Annotated in this window: 16 protein-coding genes; 4 read left to right on the top strand and 12 right to left on the bottom strand. The window is 71.5% G+C overall.

From position 1 onward, the window contains the following. Nucleotides 1-188 precede the first annotated feature (188 nt). The 5 genes from CACI_RS44055 to CACI_RS44040 form a co-directional block, all read right to left on the bottom strand. Entirely contained in the window at nt 189-1,013 is an 825-nt protein-coding gene (locus CACI_RS44055; RefSeq protein ID WP_143765649.1) for an MBL fold metallo-hydrolase, read from the bottom strand. Next, entirely contained in the window at nt 1,001-1,870 is an 870-nt protein-coding gene (locus CACI_RS44050; protein ID WP_015797446.1) for an NUDIX hydrolase, read from the bottom strand. Before CACI_RS44050 ends, CACI_RS44055 begins: the two co-directional genes overlap by 13 nt. 73 nt (nt 1,871-1,943) lie before the next feature. Beyond that, a complete protein-coding gene (locus CACI_RS44045; RefSeq protein ID WP_015797445.1) occupies nt 1,944-2,402 on the bottom strand; it encodes a RidA family protein in 459 nt (152 codons plus the stop codon). Nucleotides 2,403-2,405: 3 nt separating this feature from the next. After that, nucleotides 2,406-2,570: a DUF4177 domain-containing protein gene (locus tag CACI_RS51870; RefSeq protein ID WP_015797444.1), complete on the bottom strand. Its 165-nt coding sequence runs from the start codon at nt 2,568-2,570 to the stop codon at nt 2,406-2,408. A gap of 23 nt (nt 2,571-2,593) precedes the next feature. Beyond that, nucleotides 2,594-4,171, bottom strand: a complete 1,578-nt coding sequence (locus CACI_RS44040) for a serine/threonine-protein kinase (protein WP_015797443.1) — start codon at nt 4,169-4,171, stop codon at nt 2,594-2,596. A 116-nt stretch (nt 4,172-4,287) separates the two neighbouring features. On the opposite strand from CACI_RS44040, the gene CACI_RS53385 reads away from it, so the two are divergent. Continuing rightward, entirely contained in the window at nt 4,288-5,280 is a 993-nt protein-coding gene (locus CACI_RS53385) for an ArsA-related P-loop ATPase (RefSeq protein WP_015797442.1), read from the top strand. Next, nucleotides 5,277-6,425, top strand: coding sequence for an ArsA family ATPase (locus CACI_RS44030; RefSeq protein ID WP_015797441.1), 1,149 nt, complete (start codon nt 5,277-5,279; stop codon nt 6,423-6,425). The genes CACI_RS53385 and CACI_RS44030 overlap by 4 nt, the downstream gene beginning before the upstream one ends. 129 nt (nt 6,426-6,554) lie before the next feature. Here the strand turns inward: CACI_RS44030 and CACI_RS44025 are convergent, their stop codons facing one another. Beyond that, a complete protein-coding gene (locus CACI_RS44025) occupies nt 6,555-7,229 on the bottom strand; it encodes a Crp/Fnr family transcriptional regulator (protein ID WP_015797440.1) in 675 nt (224 codons plus the stop codon). Between the two features lie 113 nt (nt 7,230-7,342). Beyond that, entirely contained in the window at nt 7,343-8,821 is a 1,479-nt protein-coding gene (gene pdxR / locus CACI_RS44020) for a MocR-like pyridoxine biosynthesis transcription factor PdxR (protein WP_015797439.1), read from the bottom strand. A gap of 47 nt (nt 8,822-8,868) precedes the next feature. On the opposite strand from pdxR, the gene CACI_RS44015 reads away from it, so the two are divergent. Continuing rightward, the gene (locus CACI_RS44015; RefSeq protein WP_015797438.1) at nt 8,869-9,360 is read left to right on the top strand and encodes a carboxymuconolactone decarboxylase family protein; all 492 of its coding nucleotides are present in this window, start codon (nt 8,869-8,871) and stop codon (nt 9,358-9,360) included. A 102-nt stretch (nt 9,361-9,462) separates the two neighbouring features. Here CACI_RS44015 and CACI_RS44010 read toward each other — a convergent pair whose 3' ends face one another. The 4 genes from CACI_RS44010 to CACI_RS43995 form a co-directional block, all read right to left on the bottom strand. Then, nucleotides 9,463-10,128 (bottom strand): response regulator, encoded by a 666-nt coding sequence (locus CACI_RS44010; RefSeq protein ID WP_015797437.1) that lies wholly within the window; start codon nt 10,126-10,128, stop codon nt 9,463-9,465. Next, nucleotides 10,125-11,438, bottom strand: coding sequence for a sensor histidine kinase (locus CACI_RS46970; RefSeq protein WP_049871927.1), 1,314 nt, complete (start codon nt 11,436-11,438; stop codon nt 10,125-10,127). Before CACI_RS46970 ends, CACI_RS44010 begins: the two co-directional genes overlap by 4 nt. 133 nt (nt 11,439-11,571) lie before the next feature. Further along, entirely contained in the window at nt 11,572-12,372 is an 801-nt protein-coding gene (locus tag CACI_RS44000) for a COG4705 family protein (RefSeq protein WP_015797435.1), read from the bottom strand. A gap of 92 nt (nt 12,373-12,464) precedes the next feature. Beyond that, complete coding sequence (locus CACI_RS43995; RefSeq protein WP_015797434.1) at nt 12,465-13,133, bottom strand: TetR/AcrR family transcriptional regulator; 669 nt, start codon at nt 13,131-13,133, stop codon at nt 12,465-12,467. Between the two features lie 93 nt (nt 13,134-13,226). Between CACI_RS43995 and CACI_RS43990 the strand changes: the two genes are divergently transcribed. Next, the gene (locus CACI_RS43990) at nt 13,227-14,330 is read left to right on the top strand and encodes an epoxide hydrolase family protein (RefSeq protein WP_015797433.1); all 1,104 of its coding nucleotides are present in this window, start codon (nt 13,227-13,229) and stop codon (nt 14,328-14,330) included. Here the strand turns inward: CACI_RS43990 and CACI_RS43985 are convergent. After that, nucleotides 14,289-15,578: an MFS transporter gene (locus tag CACI_RS43985; protein WP_395994356.1), complete on the bottom strand. Its 1,290-nt coding sequence runs from the start codon at nt 15,576-15,578 to the stop codon at nt 14,289-14,291. The genes CACI_RS43990 and CACI_RS43985 overlap by 42 nt on opposite strands. Between the last annotated feature and the right edge of the window lie 129 nt (nt 15,579-15,707).

Raw genomic sequence — 15,707 nt, 5'->3', positions numbered from 1 at the left:
CGAACCGGCCGGTACCCGGGTGTGCGAGCGGGCCCTGGCGGCCCGCTGACATTCCCGGCCCGGCCGGCCGAATCTCAAGGGTCTGAGCTCAGAAGAAGCTGAGTTGTTAAGAAGCTGAGCTCCCAAGAAACTGAGCTCTCGAAAATCTGAGCTCGAAACTCCAGCACCGGCCCTGACGGACCGGCCTCTCACACCCCGTCGTGGAGATACTCCAGCTGCGCGCGCACCGACATCTCAGCGGCGAAGCGCACCGCCGGATCCACGTCGGCGTACACCCTGGCCACCACGTCGGCGGCGCTCTCGTCGCCGGCGGCCACGGCCGCCCGCACCTGCTCCAGCCGCTGCCGGCGGTGCTCGAGGTAGAACTCGACGACGCCCAGCGCGTCGGCCGGGACCGGGCCGTGCCCCGGCAGGACGGTCTCCACCTCGTGCGCGGCCGTCAGATCGCGCAGCCGGCGCAGCGAGTCGAGGTAGTCCCCCAGCCGCCCGTCGGGATGGGCGACCACCGTCGTGCCCCGGCCCAGGATGGTGTCGCCGGTCAGGACCGCGCGGTCGTCGGGCAGCACGAAGCACATGCTGTCGCCGCTGTGCCCGGGCGTGGCGACCACGTCCAGGCGCAGCCCGTCCACGTCCACGACGTCTCCCCCGGCCAGCCCTTCCTCGCCGAGCCGGAAGCGCGGGTCGAGCGCGCGCACCGGCGCGCCGGTCAGCTCGGCCAGCCGGGGCGCGCCCTCGGAGTGGTCGAAGTGCCCGTGGGTGAGCAGGATCAGCCCGATCCGCAGCTCGCGCTCCTCGGCGGTGGCCAGCACCAACTGGAGGTGGCCCTCGTCCAGCGGTCCCGGATCGACGACCACCGCGCCGCGTGCGCCGGGCTCGGCGAGCAGCCAGGTGTTGGTGCCGTCCAGGGTCATCGGGTCGGCGTTGGGAGCCAGGATCAGCGTCGCGCGCTCGGTCCCGGCCTCGGGCCGGACGCCCGGCGTCATCAGGTCGCTCATCGCCGTCACAGTTCCCATTCCAGGTGCCAGGACCCGTCGTCGTGCCGCCGGACCGTGGCCATGATCGGCGTGAGCGGACGCGTGGCCGCGGCCCGTACCGCTTCGGCGGCGGTGTTAAAGGAGTGCACCTCGCGCAGCGTGGTGACGGTCGGCGGCAGCATCAGGGCCCGCCCGGCGATGTGGTCGTCAATGGCCTGTCGGGGCGGCATCCAGGTGGTCGACTCGGTCTCCCCCGACACGTCCCGGGTCAGCTGGCCGGCCGGGAGCGCCGCGACGAAGAACGCCGTGTCGTACCGCCGCGGCTCGAACTCCGGGGTGATCCAGCGCGACCAGCCGCCGAGCAGGTCGGTGCGCAGGACCAGGGAGCGTTTGGCGAGGAACCCGGCCAGTGATGTTTCCCGTGAAACCAGGGCCCGGCGGTCGGCTTCCCAGCCCTCGGCGGTGGTGTCGGCGACCACGGAGTGCTCGTCGGGTCCGGCGAACAGGACGCCGGACTCCTCGAATGTCTCGCGGACCGCCGCGCACAGCAGCGCCCGAGCCTCGGCCTCGTCGCTGCCGAATCGCCGAGCCCAGTCGGCGGCCGAGGGTCCGGCCCACCCGATCTCGGCGTCGGCGTCGCGCGGGTCGACCCGGCCGCCGGGGAAGGCGTAGAAGCCGCCGGCGAAGGACATCGAGGCGGCGCGCTTGAGGAGGTAGACGTCCGGCGGACCGTCCTCGCGGTCGCGCAGCAGCACCACTGTCGCGGCGTGCTTCGGCGGCACCGCGGTGAACTCGCCGCGCTCGTAGGCGGCGATCTGCTGCTCCCAGCCCTCCGGCACATGCGCGCTGAGCCGGCTGCCGGCCGGGACTATGTACTCCCCGCCTTGCTGCGACATGCGATCCCCTTCTTGTCCTCCCCGCATCCGTGGCGTCGCCGGGAAGGTCGGCGCCACGGATGCGGGAGCCGGGTCAGACCTCGACGGTCAGCTCGACCTCGACCGGGGCGTCCAGCGGCAGCACGGCCACCCCGACCGCCGAGCGCGCGTGCCGTCCGGCCTCGCCGAACACCGCGCCGAGCAGTTCCGAGGCGCCGTTGATGACGCCGGGCTGCCCGGTGAAGTCCGGGGCGCTGGCCACGAAGCCGACGACCTTCACGACCCGCTTGACCTTGGCCAGGTCGCCGATCTCGGACTTCACCGCGGCCAGCGCGTTCAGCGCGCAGCGCTGCGCCAGGGCCTTGGCGTCCTCCGGGCTGACCTGGTCGCCGACCTTGCCGGTCATCGGCAGCGCGCCCTCGACCATCGGCAGCTGGCCGGAGGTGTAGACGAGGTTGCCGCTGCGCAGGACCGGGATGTAGGCCGCGACGGGCGCCGCGACCTCGGGCAGCTTCAGGCCGAGGGCCGCCAGCTTCTCTTCGGGGTGGGTCATGTCTTAGGACTCCGTCGTCTTCGGACGCTTCAGGTAGGCGACCAGCTGGTCCGGGTTCGGGCCGGGGACGACCTGGACGAGTTCCCAGCCGTCCTGCCCCCAGGTGTCGAGGATCTGCTTCGTGGCGTGAACCAGCAGCGGCACAGTCGCGTATTCCCACTTGGTCATAGGGCAAGCCTAAGGGGCGGCGGCTAGTGGCTCGTATCTCCGGGGAGTTGGCCGGCGCTGTTCGTCATGACGCAGTAGACGTCCTGGTCGGCGTGCCAGTTGGCGGGCAGGTGCTGGCCGTTCCACAGATTGTCGCTCGGGATGAGCGCGTAGTAGTCGTAGTGGCTGCCGACGGGGTTCGCTCCGGGCGCGATCAGCCGGTCGGCCCAGCACAGCTGCCGGCCCAGCGCGGACAGCTCCGCGACGCCCGGGTAGGGGATCGGGCCGTCGCCGTCCGAGCCGTAGGAGCTGAACGAGCTGCTGGTGACCGTGGTCCGGTAGTAAAGCTCCAGGTCGTGCGAGCCCGAGCACTGCGCGTCCTGGTAGGTCGGCGTGCCGGGAAGGAACGGCGGGCCGCTCATACAGGACTGGCCGCTGCCTATCGGCAGGCTCGGGAAGTCGGTCCCCGGCCCGCCGAGCGTGAACACCTTCACCGCGTCCGAGGGTCGCACGTCCGCCTTGTGCGCCTGCTTCTTGCCCGCATCCGAGCCCGCGCCGTAGGCGGCGAAGCCCGCGACCGCCGCCGCGACCAGGACGGCCGCCGCGAACGTCCCGGCGACCTTGGCCCAGGACCGCTTCGGCGGGACGGCCGCTGCCATCCCGGGAGAACCCACGGGCTGCCCAGGCTGCCCAGGCTGACCTGGCATGCCGAGCGCCGAGGTCGGTCCTCCGCCGCCGTACATCAGCATCGTGCCCTGCGGCGCCGCGTCCGAGGCCCGGTCCGCGGTCACTGCATCCAGCAGCGTCCGGACCTGCGACGCGGTCAGCCGCCCCTCGGGCGCGGAGGACAGCATCCCGGAGACAGCGGCAGCCAGCGGGCCCTGCGCGTTGGTCAGGTAGGGGACCTCGTTCAGCACCGCGCCGAAGGTCGCCGCCGTCGTGTCGCGTTCGAAGGCGGCTTTGCCCTCGATCGCGAAGTACAGCACCGCGCCGAGCGACCACAGGTCCGAGGCCGGACTCGCCTCGTGCCCGGAGAGCCGCTCCGGCGCCAGATAGGCCGGGGAGCCGATGACCGAGCCGGTCTTGGTCAGCGTGGGGTCGTCGGCGGCCTGGGCGATGCCGAAGTCGGTGAGCTTGGCCCGGCCGGTACCGGCGACCATGATGTTCGAGGGCTTCACGTCCCGGTGCACGATCCCGGCTCCGTGCGCGGCTTCCAGGGCGGAGAGCACCTGGCGTCCCATGTCGGCCACGGCGCGCGGGGTCAGGGGACCGGAGCGGCGGACCAGCTGGGCCAGCGTCGGCGCCTCGACCAGCTCCATGACGATGAACACGGAGCCGTTGTCGTGGACGACGTCGAAGACCGTCACTACAGCCGGGTCGTTCAGCCGTCCGGCGGTGCGGGCCTCCCGCAGGATCCGCTGCTCGAAGTCGGCGCGCTCGGAAGGAGTGACGTCCTCGGCGAGCCGCATCTCCTTCACCGCGACGGCGCGGCCGATGATCCGGTCCTCGGCGCGCCACACGATGCCCATGCCGCCACGGCCGAGTTCCGTGCGCAGGACATAGCGCTCCGCGATCACACGTTCCGTCGGTGCCAAGCGCTCGGTATCGACGTCGTCGCTCATCTATGGGCCCCCCTAGGCCAAGTTCCCTGATAAGCACCAGCCATACAACGGGTCCCCAGAGTAGCGCCAGAGGCAGGCCGTCCCAGGAGTGTTCCGAGCATGGTTAGGCTGGGGCCATGAGCCAACCCTGGCCGCCGGAGTGCCGCCTGCACATCGTGACCGGAAAAGGCGGCACCGGGAAAACCACCGCTGCCGCGGCGCTGGCGCTGGCCCTGGCCGAGGGCGGCGGCCGCGTGCTGCTGGTCGAGGTCGAGGGACGGCAGGGGATCGCGCAGCTCTTCGATACCGCTCCGCTGCCTTACGAGGAGCGCAGTATCGCGATCGCGCCCGGCGGCGGCGAGGTGTTCGCGCTGGCCATCGATCCCGAACAAGCGCTGCTCGAGTACCTGGACATGTTCTACAAGCTGGGCCGCGCCGGCAAAGCGCTGAAGAAGTTCGGCGCCATCGACTTCGCGACCACCGTGGCTCCCGGCATGCGCGACGTGCTGCTCACCGGCAAGGCCTGCGAGGCGGTCCGGCGTACCGCCGCCGACCGTCCCGGTGCGGCCTTCGCCTACGACGCCGTGGTGATGGACGCCCCGCCCACCGGGCGCATCACGCGCTTCCTGAACGTGAACACCGAGGTCGCGGGGCTGGCCCGGGTCGGCCCGGTGAAGAACCAGGCCGAGGCGGTCATGCGGGTGCTGACCTCGCCGCAGACCGCGGTCCACCTGACCACCGTGCTGGAGGACATGCCGGTGCAGGAGACGCTGGACGGCGTCGAGGAGCTGCGCGCCGCCGGGCTGCCAGTCGGGACGATCCTGGTGAACATGGTCCGCACCGCGCACCTGGCGATCGGCAAGCGCGCGGTGGTCAGCACGGCGGCGGAGAAGCGGGTCGCGGCGCTGCTGCGGCCCTACGGCGTCGAGACCTCCGACACCCACGCCCTGGCGGTGCTGGGCCGCGAGCACGCCGAGCGCCTGGCGCTGGAAGAGGTCGAGCGGCGCGCGCTGGACGGCGCCGGGCAGCCGGTGGTGGAGCTGCCGCTGATCGCCGGCGGCATCGACCTCGGGGGACTCTACGAGCTGGCCGCGACGCTGTCCGCGGCGGCGGCCGGGGAGGCTGCGTGAGTGTGACCCCGAAGCGTCTGGACGTCGACGGCCTGCTGACCGACCCGGCGACCTCGATCGTCGTGTGCTGCGGCTCCGGCGGGGTGGGCAAGACCACCGCGGCGGCCGCGCTCGCCCTGCGCGCCGCCGAGCAGGGCCGCAAGGTCGTGGTCCTGACCATCGACCCGGCGCGCCGGCTGGCGCAGTCGCTGGGCCTGACCGAGCTGGACAACAACCCGCGCGAGGTCGAGGGCGTCCAGGGCCCGGGGCGGCTGTTCGCGATGATGCTCGACATGCAGCGCACCTTCGACGAGATCGTCGAGAAGCACGCTGATCCGGACCGCGTCGGCCAGATCCTGGAGAACCCCTTCTACCAGTCGCTGTCCGCGGGCTTCTCCGGCACGCAGGAGTACATGGCGATGGAGAAGCTGGGTCAGCTCCGCCGCACCGGCGAGGAGACCGGCAGCTGGGATCTGATCATCGTCGACACCCCGCCGAGCCGCTCCGCCCTGGACTTCCTCGACGCGCCGAACCGCCTGGCCGGCTTCCTGGACGGTCGGCTGATCAAGGTGCTGATGGCGCCGGCGAAGGCCGGCGGCGGCTTCGCGATGAAGGTGCTGGCATCCGGCTTCTCGATCGCCACCATGGCGCTGAACAAGCTCCTGGGATCCGGCCTGCTGCACGACGTCCAGACCTTCGTCGGATCGCTGGAGTCGATGTTCGGCGGCTTCCGGCAGCGCGCCGAGGAGACCTACCAGCTGCTCCAAGCCGACGGCACGGCGTTCCTGGTGGTCGCGGCGCCCGAGCCGGACGCGCTGCGCGAGGCGGCGTACTTCACGGAGCGCCTGGCCGCCGAGAACATGCCGCTGGCCGGGCTGATCCTGAACCGCGTGCACCCGGTCGCGGTGCCGCAGCTGTCGGCGGAGAAGGCCCTGGCCGCCGCTGAGGAACTGGACAGCGACTCCCCCGACCAGCGCCTGGCCGCCGGCCTGCTGCGGCTGCACGCCGAGCGCGTCCGGCTCAGCGCTCGGGAGCGGCGCCTCGCCGAGCGGTTCACGGCTTCGCAGCCGAGCGTCGCGGTGGCGGAGATCCCGGCACAGCCCGGGGACATCCACGACCTGGACGGACTGCGGCTGGCCGGGGACCTGCTGGCCGGCAGCAACTGACGGTCGTTTTTCAGGCTCGTGGCAGGGCGGTCCGCCGCGCAGCATAAGATCCGCCGCACGGCATTCGACCCGGCGCGCCCCAAGGCGGCCGGGCCGAAAAGAACAGTCTGCCTGTGTCTAACGCTTGTGCTAGCGCGAACGCTGGCTCAGCCGCTCCACGTTCGTCAGCACCACGGCGCGAGCCTCCAGGCGCAGCCAGCCTCGGCCGGCGAAGTCGGCCAGGGCCTTGTTCACCGTCTCGCGGGAGGCGCCGACCAGCTGGGCCAGCTCTTCCTGGGTCATGTCGTGGGCGACGTGGATGCCGTCCTCGGCCGGTGTGCCGAAGCGGGCCGACAGGTCCAGGAGTGCCTTGGCCACGCGGCCGGGCACGTCTGAGAACACCAGATCGGACATCGAGTCGTTGGTGCGGCGCAGGCGGCGGGCGATCGCGCGGAGCAGGGCGCGGGCCACGTCGGGGCGGGTGGCGAGCCACGGGGTCAGTTCGTCCGAGCTCAGGCCCAGCAGGGTGGAGTCCACCAGCGCGGTGGCGCCGGCCGAGCGCGGGCCCGGGTCGAACAGGGACAATTCGCCGAACATCTCGCCGGGACCGAGGACGGCGACCAGGTTCTCGCGGCCGTCGCCGCTGGTGCGGCCGAGCTTGATCTTCCCGCGCAGGACCACGTACAGCGAGTCCCCGGGGTCGCCCTCGTGGAACAGGAGGTCACCTCGGGCCAGCTCGATCTCGTTCATCGAGGCGCGCAGGGACGCGGCCGCGTCCACATCGAGCGTGGCGAAGAGGGGCGTACGGCGCAGTACGTCGTCCACGGGCTTCTCCTCTTAAAAGGCAGTGCTGTTCCGAGACCAGTGTGACGCAGGGAGCGCCTGCGCAGCACGCCGGGTCGGGCTATCGTGCGATGTCCATTAGACCGTATGAGTAGTCATCTCCACGAAAGTGTCCGCACCAACGCGTCCAGCGCCCGCGGGTAAGCCGCTTCCGTGGGACTGCCGAAACCCACCACGATGCCCTGCGGACGTGCGGCGGAGCTCGCATGGGTGTTCGTCGGCGACGTGTGCCAGAGGTCGCCGAGTCCTTCCAGGTCCAGATCGGACTCCGCGGCGCGCCGGAGCACCTCGGCCTCGGTCATCCCCGCCGGTTCCAGCCGGACCAGCGCGTGCAGGCCGGCCGCGATGCCGCCGAGCGCGAAGCCGGCCGCCGGCCGTCCGGCCCGGGGGTGCAGCCGCTCGGCGAGCAGGTCGCGGCGCCGCCGGTAGCGCAGGCGCGCGGCGCGGACCTGCCGGTCGTAGTCGTGGGAGGCGATGAACTCCGCGAGGGTCAGCTGGCCCAGCGACTCGGTCTGGTGGTCGGCGTGCCGCTTGGCCTCGGTGAGCGGTCCGACCAGGTGTTCGGGCAGCGCCATCCATGCCAGGCGGATTCCGGGACCGAGGGTCTTCGAGGCCGTGCCGAGATAGACCGTGCGGTCCGGCGCCATGCCCTGCAGCGCGCCGACCGGCTGCCGGTCGTAGCGGAACTCGCCGTCGTAGTCGTCCTCGACGACCAGGCGGCGGCCCTCGCGAGCCCACTCCACCAGCGCCTGGCGGCGCGCCGGGTGCAGCGTCGAGCCGATCGGATACTGGTGGCTGGGGGTGACCACCACGGTGTCGACGCCGTCGAAGGCGCGCCGGGAGAGCAGATCGACGCGGGCGCCGTCCTCGTCCACGGGGAGCGGCACGACCTCCGCGCCGTGGGTCCGCACCACCTCGTGGAACAGCGGTATGTACGGATTCTCCATGGCCACGGCGCCGCCGAGCACCTGCGCCAGCAGAGCCAGCCCTTGCACCGCCCCCGAGACGATCACGATCCGCTCCGGGTCGGTGCGCACGCCCCGCGCCCGGCCCAGGTACTCGGCCAGCGCCTGCCGCAGCTCGATCCGGCCGCGCGGATCGCCGTAGCCGAAGGCGTTGTTCGGAGCGGCGTTCAGCGCTCGCCGAGCGGCGCGGAGCCAGGCGGCCCGGGGGAAGAAGGACAGATCCGGGGAGCCCGGCCGCAGGTTGAGGCCGAGAGGTTGAGTCCAGGGACGTTCGCTGCCTGCTGGTTCGGCTGCGGAGGCAGCTCCCGCCGCGGAGGGCCGGAGCGGTGCGCCGACCCGGGATCCCAGGTCGGCGACATGCGTCCCCGAACCGCGCACCGCGACCAGATGCCCCTCGGCGACCAGCTGGTCATACGCCGCGGACACCGTCCCGCGCGCCAGCCCGAGCTCCGCTGCCAGCGTCCGGGTCGAGGGCAGCCGGGTCCCGGCGGCCAGCCGGCCGTCCCGGATCGCCTCGCGCAGCGCCTGCTCCAGCCCGACCCGGCGACCGGAAGCCGGGTCGACCGCGAGGTGCAGGTCGACATCCAAAGTGGACCAATATTCAGCCATCGGATTGGATCCTAACAGCGGTCCACAATCGGCGTACCGTCAGAGTCATGACAACGAACACTGAGGTTATCGAATACGTGAAGCCCACCGTCCGCCTCGCCGTCGACGACCTCGTGCCGGCGATGGCCAAGGCCATGAACGGCCTGGAGCGCGCCGCGGGCGAGACCAGCCTGGAGAAGCCGCTGCGCGAGATGGTGAAGCTGCGCGCCTCGCAGATCAACGGCTGTGTCTACTGCGTGGACATGCACTCCCGCGACGCGGTCGCCGGCGGCGACACCTGGCGCCGCCTGAACCTGGTCGCGGTGTGGCGCGAGGCGCCCTACTTCACCGCCCGCGAGCGCGCCGCGCTGGCGCTGACCGAGGCCGTGACCCGGCTCGCCGACCGCGAGGTGTCCGACGAGGTGTGGAACGAGGCGGCGGCGCACTTCTCCGAGACCGAGCTGGCCGAACTGGTCTGGCACATCGGGCTCATCAACCTGTGGAACCGGCTCGGCGCGACCGCTCGGCCGTGGGATCTGTCCGGCGGCGCGCAGGACTGAACCGTCCGGCCCGGCGGTACGTTCTGGCGGGGAACGCCGCCGGGCTGGCCGAAGGCCGATGAGTGCGTACCCGATGCGCAGGGGGTCATCGCGAGTGCGCACTCATCGGCTGTTCGCCGTCACCAGCCCCGATTCGTAGGCCAGCACCACCGCCTGAGCCCGGTCCCGCAGCCCGGTCTTGGCCAGGATCCGCGAGACGTGCGTCTTCACCGTCTGCTCGGCCAGCACCAGCTCGCCGGCGATCTCCTGGTTCGACAGCCCGCGGGCGATCAGCCGCAGGACGTCGAGCTCGCGCGGGGTCAGGGCCGCGACGGCGACCGGTCCGGACTGGTCGGCGGGGCGCCGGGCGGCGAAGTCCGCGATCAGCCGGCGGGTCACCGACGGCGCCAGCAGCGCGTCCCCGGCGGCGACCACCCGGACGGCATGGACCAGCTCCGCCGCCGGGGCGTCCTTGAGCAGGAAGCCGCTGGCGCCGGCGCGCAGCGCGGCGTAGACGTAGTCGTCGAGGTCGAACGTGGTCAGCATCAGGATCCTGGGCCGCTCGGGGGCGCCGGCGAGGATGCGCCGCGCGGCCTCCAGGCCGTCCATCACCGGCATCCGCACGTCCATCAGCACCACGTCCGGCTGGTGCGCGGCCGCCTCGGCGAGCGCCTGCGCGCCGTCGGCGGCGTCCCCGACCACCTCGATGTCGGGCTGCGCCGCCAGCAGCGCGCCGAACCCGGCACGGACCATCGCCTGGTCGTCGGCGATCAGGACCCGGATGCTCACGCGTCGCTCTCCAGCGGGAGGACCGCGGTGACGGCGAAGCCGCCGTTCGCGGTCGGGCCGGTCTCGAGGTCGCCGTGGACCAGCAGGACGCGTTCGCGCATCCCGATGATGCCCTGGCCCGCGGCCGGTTCGGGGTCCTGGTCGGATGCGGCGGCGGATTCGGGCGCTGCCTCGGTAGTGGTTTCGGAATCGCTCCCGGAATCAGACTCGTCGCCGGGCTCGTCCTTACGCTCATCCTCGAGCGCATTATCAGCGACCTGCTGCGCGTCCCCCGCCGAAGGCCCGTTCCGCACCTCGATCCGCACCTCCTCGCCGGTCCGCGCGATCCGCACCGAGACCTCGGCGCCCCGCGCGTGCCGCCGCGCGTTCGACAACGACTCCTGGACCACCCGGTACGCCGTCACCCCGATCAGCGGCGGTACCTCCGCCAGGTCGCCGACCGTCTCCAGTTCCGCCCCGGCCTCCCGGACCAGCGCCGGCACGTCGGCCAGCCGCGGCTGCGGCGCGGTCTCGGCCTCCGCCGAGTCCGCGCGCAGCAGACCGAGCAGCTTGCGCATGTCGTTCAGCGCCTCGCGGGACACCGAGGCGATCGAGAGGAACTCCGCCTCGGCCTCAGGGCTCTGACCGGTGATCCGGAACGGCGCGGTCTCGGCCTGGACGGCGAGCAGCGACATGTGGTGCGCCACCACATCGTGGAGCTCCCGGCCTATGCGAGCGCGTTCCTCCAGCAGCGCGCGCCGCTCGCGCTCGGCCTCGGTGAGCTCCTCCTGGACCGCCAGCGCCTGCCGCGCGTCGCGCCGGTCGTGCAGCAGCTCCAGGCAGCCGACCGCGAGCGCCGATCCGCCGATGACCGACCCGATGCTCAGGACGAAGCCGTACCCGGGGCGGAGGGTTTGCAGGAACAGCGTGAGCAGGAAGTACGCCGTGGCCATCTCCATGCTCCGCCGCCGCCCGACCTCCCAGCCCGCGACCACCAGCGCCGTCAGCACACACAGCTGGCTCGACGGCGACCACGGCCAGACCGACCAGGGCAGCGGCGCCCCGACCACCGAGGCCAGGGCAGCGCCGGCGAGGGCGGACCCGGCGAGCGTCGCGGTGAAGGCGATGAGCGGATGCCGGCGGCACCACAGGATCGGCAGCGCGCGCAGGATGGCGAAGAGCCACACATACGAGTCCTCGGCGCCGCGGCGCCAGACGCCGTGCGCCTCGTCGAAGCGTACGTGCAGGTCGGCGTATCCGAACAGGATCAGCCCGCACACCGTTGCCACCACTGTCAGCAGCTCGGTCCGGCTGAAGCCGAGTCCGTCCACGCCCCCGCGCGGTGTCTGTCTCTGTCTCTGTGGTGCCCCCGGCACAGAAGTCATGCCGATGACGGTAGTCCCGCGGGCCGCCGCCGCACGTCACACCGGGGAGCCAAGCTCCGTGCAGTACCGGGGTAGGGGGTCAGTCCTGCCGGGCGACGTCCATCTTCGTCACCGCGAGCACCGCGACCAGCGCCACGATGATCGCGAGCAGCACCAGGCTGACCGGCCCGGTCCCCCACGCCAGGCCGCCGCGCTTGGCCGAGACGCCCATCCAGTCGGCGAAGGACGCGCCGAACGGCCGGGTCACGACGTAGGCGAACCAGAACGCGACGATCCCGTTCAGCCCGAACTTGTACGCCACCGCGGGCACCGCGAACAACACCGCGAACATCACGCCGGAGGAGAAGTACCCCAGCTTCAGCGTCGTGGCGGTCAGGTCGCCGACGGCGGTGCCCAGCGCGAAGGTGGTCACGACGGTGAGCCAGTAGAACAGCTCGCGGCGCGGCGTGGTGATGCTGTGGATCGACAGCGTGCCCTCGATCCGGTACCAGAGGACGAAGATCGCGGCGAGCGCGACCGCGAAGAAGGCGGTCGACACCGCGTAGGGGACGCCGAAGGCGACGTGGAGCACGTCGGCGCACATGGTGCCGAACACGCTCACCATGACGACCGCCGACCAGTACATCCACGCCGAGTACCGCGGCGCCCGGAACTGCGCCCAGATCACCCCGGCCAGCACCAGCCCGGACAGCGAGACCATGATCTTCGGGTCCCACTTCTGGTTCAGGAAGTCCGAGGTCGTCTCGCCCATCCCGGTGGTGAGGATTTTCGTGATCCAGAAGATCAGCGTGACCTCGGGGACCTTGCTCGCGGCGGTGGCCGACGCCAGGCCGCGGCGGGCCGAGCCGGTCGAGCTCCGCCCGGTCAGTTCGGTCGTCATAGCCGCAGATCTTTCCAGACGCGGAGCCCGCCGACCCGGGTTGTCGGGAATCTGTTACAAGATGTAGCAGATTCCGCCCCGGACCCGTCGCCTCACCCCTTCGGGATCCAGCGGGCGCCGAGTTCCTCCTCGCTCGGCGGCGGGCCCGGCAGCCCTGAGTGCGCCGTGTGCGCCCGCAGCGCGTCGAAGTGCAGCGCCAGGTAGCGGTGTCGCAGCTCCCTGGTCCGCTCCGGACCCGGGCCGGTGACCGCCGTCAGCTGCTCCAGCAGCATGGCGATGTCGGTGAGGGCGAAGTCGGGACGGACCGCGCCGGCCTCGTGCGCCTGCTTCAGGATCGCGTCGGCCAGTTCCACGGCGCGCACGGACTGGCCGAACATCTCCTCGGTCGGCGTGAAGGTCCCGGCGAGGTTCACGGTCAGCGCGTGCACGTCGGCGTCGATCACGGCGCGCACGAAGTCCGTGAACGTCTCCCACGGCGGTGCGTCGGAGGCCAGCGCCGCCTCGGCACACTCGATGTACGTCGCCAGGCCGTCCGCGCAGAGCGTCTGCAGCAGCACCTCCTTGCTCTCGTACCTTCGATACAGAGCGCTGATCCCGACACCGGCCGCCTTGGCGACGGCGGAGATCGGCGCGGACGGATCGGCGACGAAGACCTCGCGCGCGGCGCGCAGGATCGCCTCGTCGTTGCGGTTGGCCTGGGCCTTGCGGCCGGACAGCGGTCCGGTGCGGGGCGCGGTGCGCGGCGGGGTGGGGGTGGTCATGGCTCCAGGCTAACACTTGAACGGAATGCTTTGTTCCGGTAGAGTCGACCTCAGAACGGAACGAGGGATTCCGTTCCAATTCGAGGAGCACCCATGACCCAGCAGCAGAGCACCGCGATCCGTCCGTACCGCGTCGAGATCCCCCAGGCCGACCTCGACGACCTGCGTCGGCGGCTGGAGCAGACCCGCTGGACCTCGGTCCTCGACGGCGCCGACGGCGAGTACGGCACCGCGCTCTCCCGGGTCCGGCGGCTGGCCGAGTACTGGCGCGACGGCTTCGACTGGCGCGCCTTCGAGGCGCGGCTGAACGCCCACCCGCAGTTCCTGACCGAGATCGACGGCCAGGACATCCACTTCCTGCACGTGAAGGCGGACGCCCCGAACGGCACGGCGCTGCTGCTCACCCACGGCTGGCCGGGCTCCCAGGCCGAGTACCTGGACGTGATCGAGCCGCTGACCGCCGCCGGCTACGACCTGGTGATCCCCTCGATCCCGGGATACGGCTTCGCCGGCCCGACGACCGCGCAGGGCTGGAACCTGCACCACACGGCCCGCGCCTGGGTCGAGCTGATGGCGCGCCTGGGCTACCGGCGCTACGGCGCGGTCGGCAACGACGGCGGTTCGATGATCTCCCCCGAGGTCGGCCGCCTCGACCCGGAGCACTGCGTCGGCGTCCACGTCACGCAGCTGTTCTCGTTCCCCTCCGGCGACCCGGCCGAGCTGACCGACATGACCCCCGAGGAGAAGCAGGCCATCGAGACCCTGCAATGGTTCTGGGAGAACATGGGCTCCTTCAACCAGGTGCAGACCCAGCAGCCGCAGACCCTGGCGCACGCGCTGTCTGACTCGCCGGTCGGCTTGCTCGGCTGGAACATCCAGCTGCTGCCGGAGAACCTCGACGACGACTTCATCCTGGCCAACGTCGCCACCTACTGGTTCACCGGCACCGCCGGCTCAGCCCTGCGCTTCTATCGCGAGATGGCTCTGGACACCGAGCGCCCCGAGGGCCCGACCACGGTGCCCACCGCGCTGGCCGGCTCGGCGAACGACTTCTTCGGCATCCGCCGCTTCGCCGAGCGCGACCACGCGAACATCGTGCGGTGGAACGTGTACGAGACGCCCGGCCACTACGCCGCGCACCAGGCTCCCGAGGTGCTAGTGCGCGACGTCGTGGAGTTCTTCGGCGGGCTCGGCTGAGCTCTGGCCGGACATCGAGACCGACCGCGTCTCGCGCGCGAAGTACAGGGCGACGATGGTGGCCACGGCCGCCAGCCCCATGTACAGCGTGAGCCACGCGGAGGTCTTGCCGCCGTTGTGCTGCAGGATCGCCACCGCGATCAGCGGCGCCGGGGCGCCGGCCGCGATCGAGGCCACCTGGTAGCCGATCGAGGCGCCGGAGTAGCGGACCCCGGTCGGGAACATCTCGGCGAAGAAGGCGGCCTGCGGGCCGTACATCAGACCGTGGAAGGCCAGGGCGACGGTGACCGCGAGCACGGCGAGCGGATACGACTTCTGATCGACGAGCGCGAAGAAGATCGGCGTCCATATCCCGATCCCGATCGCCCCGGCCAGATACACCGGCCGCCGCCCGATCCGGTCCGAGAGCATCCCGAACAGCGGGATCAGGACCGTCTCGACCGCCGCGCCGACCATCACCGCGTCCAGCCCGAAGGACTTCGACAGCTTCAGGTGCTGGGTGATCCAGGTGACCGAGAAGGTGGCGACCAGGTAGAAGGAGATGTTCTCGGCCATGCGGCTGCCGAAAGCGATGAGGATCTCGCGCCAAGAGGTGCGGAACACCTCCAGGACCGGGAGCTTCGGCGGGGCGCTGTCCTTCTTCGCCTGAGCGGCCCGGAACGCCTCGGTCTCGTTGAGCGACCTGCGGACCCAGAAGCCGACCACCAGCAGGATCGCCGACAGGCCGAAGGCCACCCGCCAGCCCCAGTCCAGGAACGACTTCTCGCTCATGTTCTGGGACAGCAGGATGATCACACCGGTCCCCAGCACCAAGCCGAGCGGCGCCCCGGCCTGCGGCCAGGAGGCCCAGAACCCGCGCCGGGTCTTGTCCCGCTCGGCGACGATCAGCACCGAGCCGCCCCACTCGCCGCCGAGCGCGAAGCCCTGCACCATGCGCAGCGAGGTGAGCAGGACCGGCGCCCAGACGCCGATCGAGGAGTAGCCCGGGACGAAGGCCATGCCGGTCGTGGCGATCCCCATGATGACCAGGCTGGCCATCAGCGTCTTCTTGCGGCCGGCGCGGTCGCCGATGTGGCCGAAGACCACGCCGCCGATCGGCCGGGCCGCGAAGCCCAGGGCGTAGGTGAGGAAGGACAGCAGCGTCGCAGTGAGCGGATCGCTCTTGACGAAGAAGACCTTCGGGAAGACCACGGCGGCCGCGGTGCCGTAGAGGAAGAAGTCGTACCACTCCAGTGTGGTGCCGACCATGGAGGCGCCGACGACCCGCCAGACGGAGTCGCCTGCGCTTTCGGAGGTGGGGGAGGGAGCTGGGGCGGAATCAGTCATGCAGGGAACAATGGGCCTCACCTGCGGCTCGTGATATGGCTCGCGGGCCCA

The organism is Catenulispora acidiphila DSM 44928, assembly GCF_000024025.1.
Lineage (GTDB): Bacteria > Actinomycetota > Actinomycetes > Streptomycetales > Catenulisporaceae > Catenulispora > Catenulispora acidiphila.
The sequence above is the reverse complement of the archived record's forward strand: the minus strand, read 5'-3'. Positions and strand labels throughout refer to the sequence as shown.

Bases quoted from the DNA above. Each gene is read 5' to 3' on its own strand.
- CACI_RS44040 (WP_015797443.1), bottom strand. From the start codon at position 4,171: ATGAGCGACGACGTCGATACCGAGCGCTTGGCACCGACGGAACGTGTG.
- CACI_RS53385 (WP_015797442.1), top strand. From the start codon at position 4,288: ATGAGCCAACCCTGGCCGCCGGAGTGCCGCCTGCACATCGTGACCGGA.
- CACI_RS51870 (WP_015797444.1), bottom strand. From the start codon at position 2,570: ATGACCAAGTGGGAATACGCGACTGTGCCGCTGCTGGTTCACGCCACG.
- CACI_RS43985 (WP_395994356.1), bottom strand. From the start codon at position 15,578: ATGGTCGGCACCACACTGGAGTGGTACGACTTCTTCCTCTACGGCACC.
- CACI_RS44015 (WP_015797438.1), top strand. From the start codon at position 8,869: ATGACAACGAACACTGAGGTTATCGAATACGTGAAGCCCACCGTCCGC.
- pdxR (WP_015797439.1), bottom strand. From the start codon at position 8,821: ATGGCTGAATATTGGTCCACTTTGGATGTCGACCTGCACCTCGCGGTC.
- CACI_RS43995 (WP_015797434.1), bottom strand. From the start codon at position 13,133: ATGACCACCCCCACCCCGCCGCGCACCGCGCCCCGCACCGGACCGCTG.
- CACI_RS44000 (WP_015797435.1), bottom strand. From the start codon at position 12,372: ATGACGACCGAACTGACCGGGCGGAGCTCGACCGGCTCGGCCCGCCGC.
- CACI_RS44055 (WP_143765649.1), bottom strand. From the start codon at position 1,013: ATGGGAACTGTGACGGCGATGAGCGACCTGATGACGCCGGGCGTCCGG.
- CACI_RS44045 (WP_015797445.1), bottom strand. From the start codon at position 2,402: ATGACCCACCCCGAAGAGAAGCTGGCGGCCCTCGGCCTGAAGCTGCCC.
- CACI_RS43990 (WP_015797433.1), top strand. From the start codon at position 13,227: ATGACCCAGCAGCAGAGCACCGCGATCCGTCCGTACCGCGTCGAGATC.
- CACI_RS44050 (WP_015797446.1), bottom strand. From the start codon at position 1,870: ATGTCGCAGCAAGGCGGGGAGTACATAGTCCCGGCCGGCAGCCGGCTC.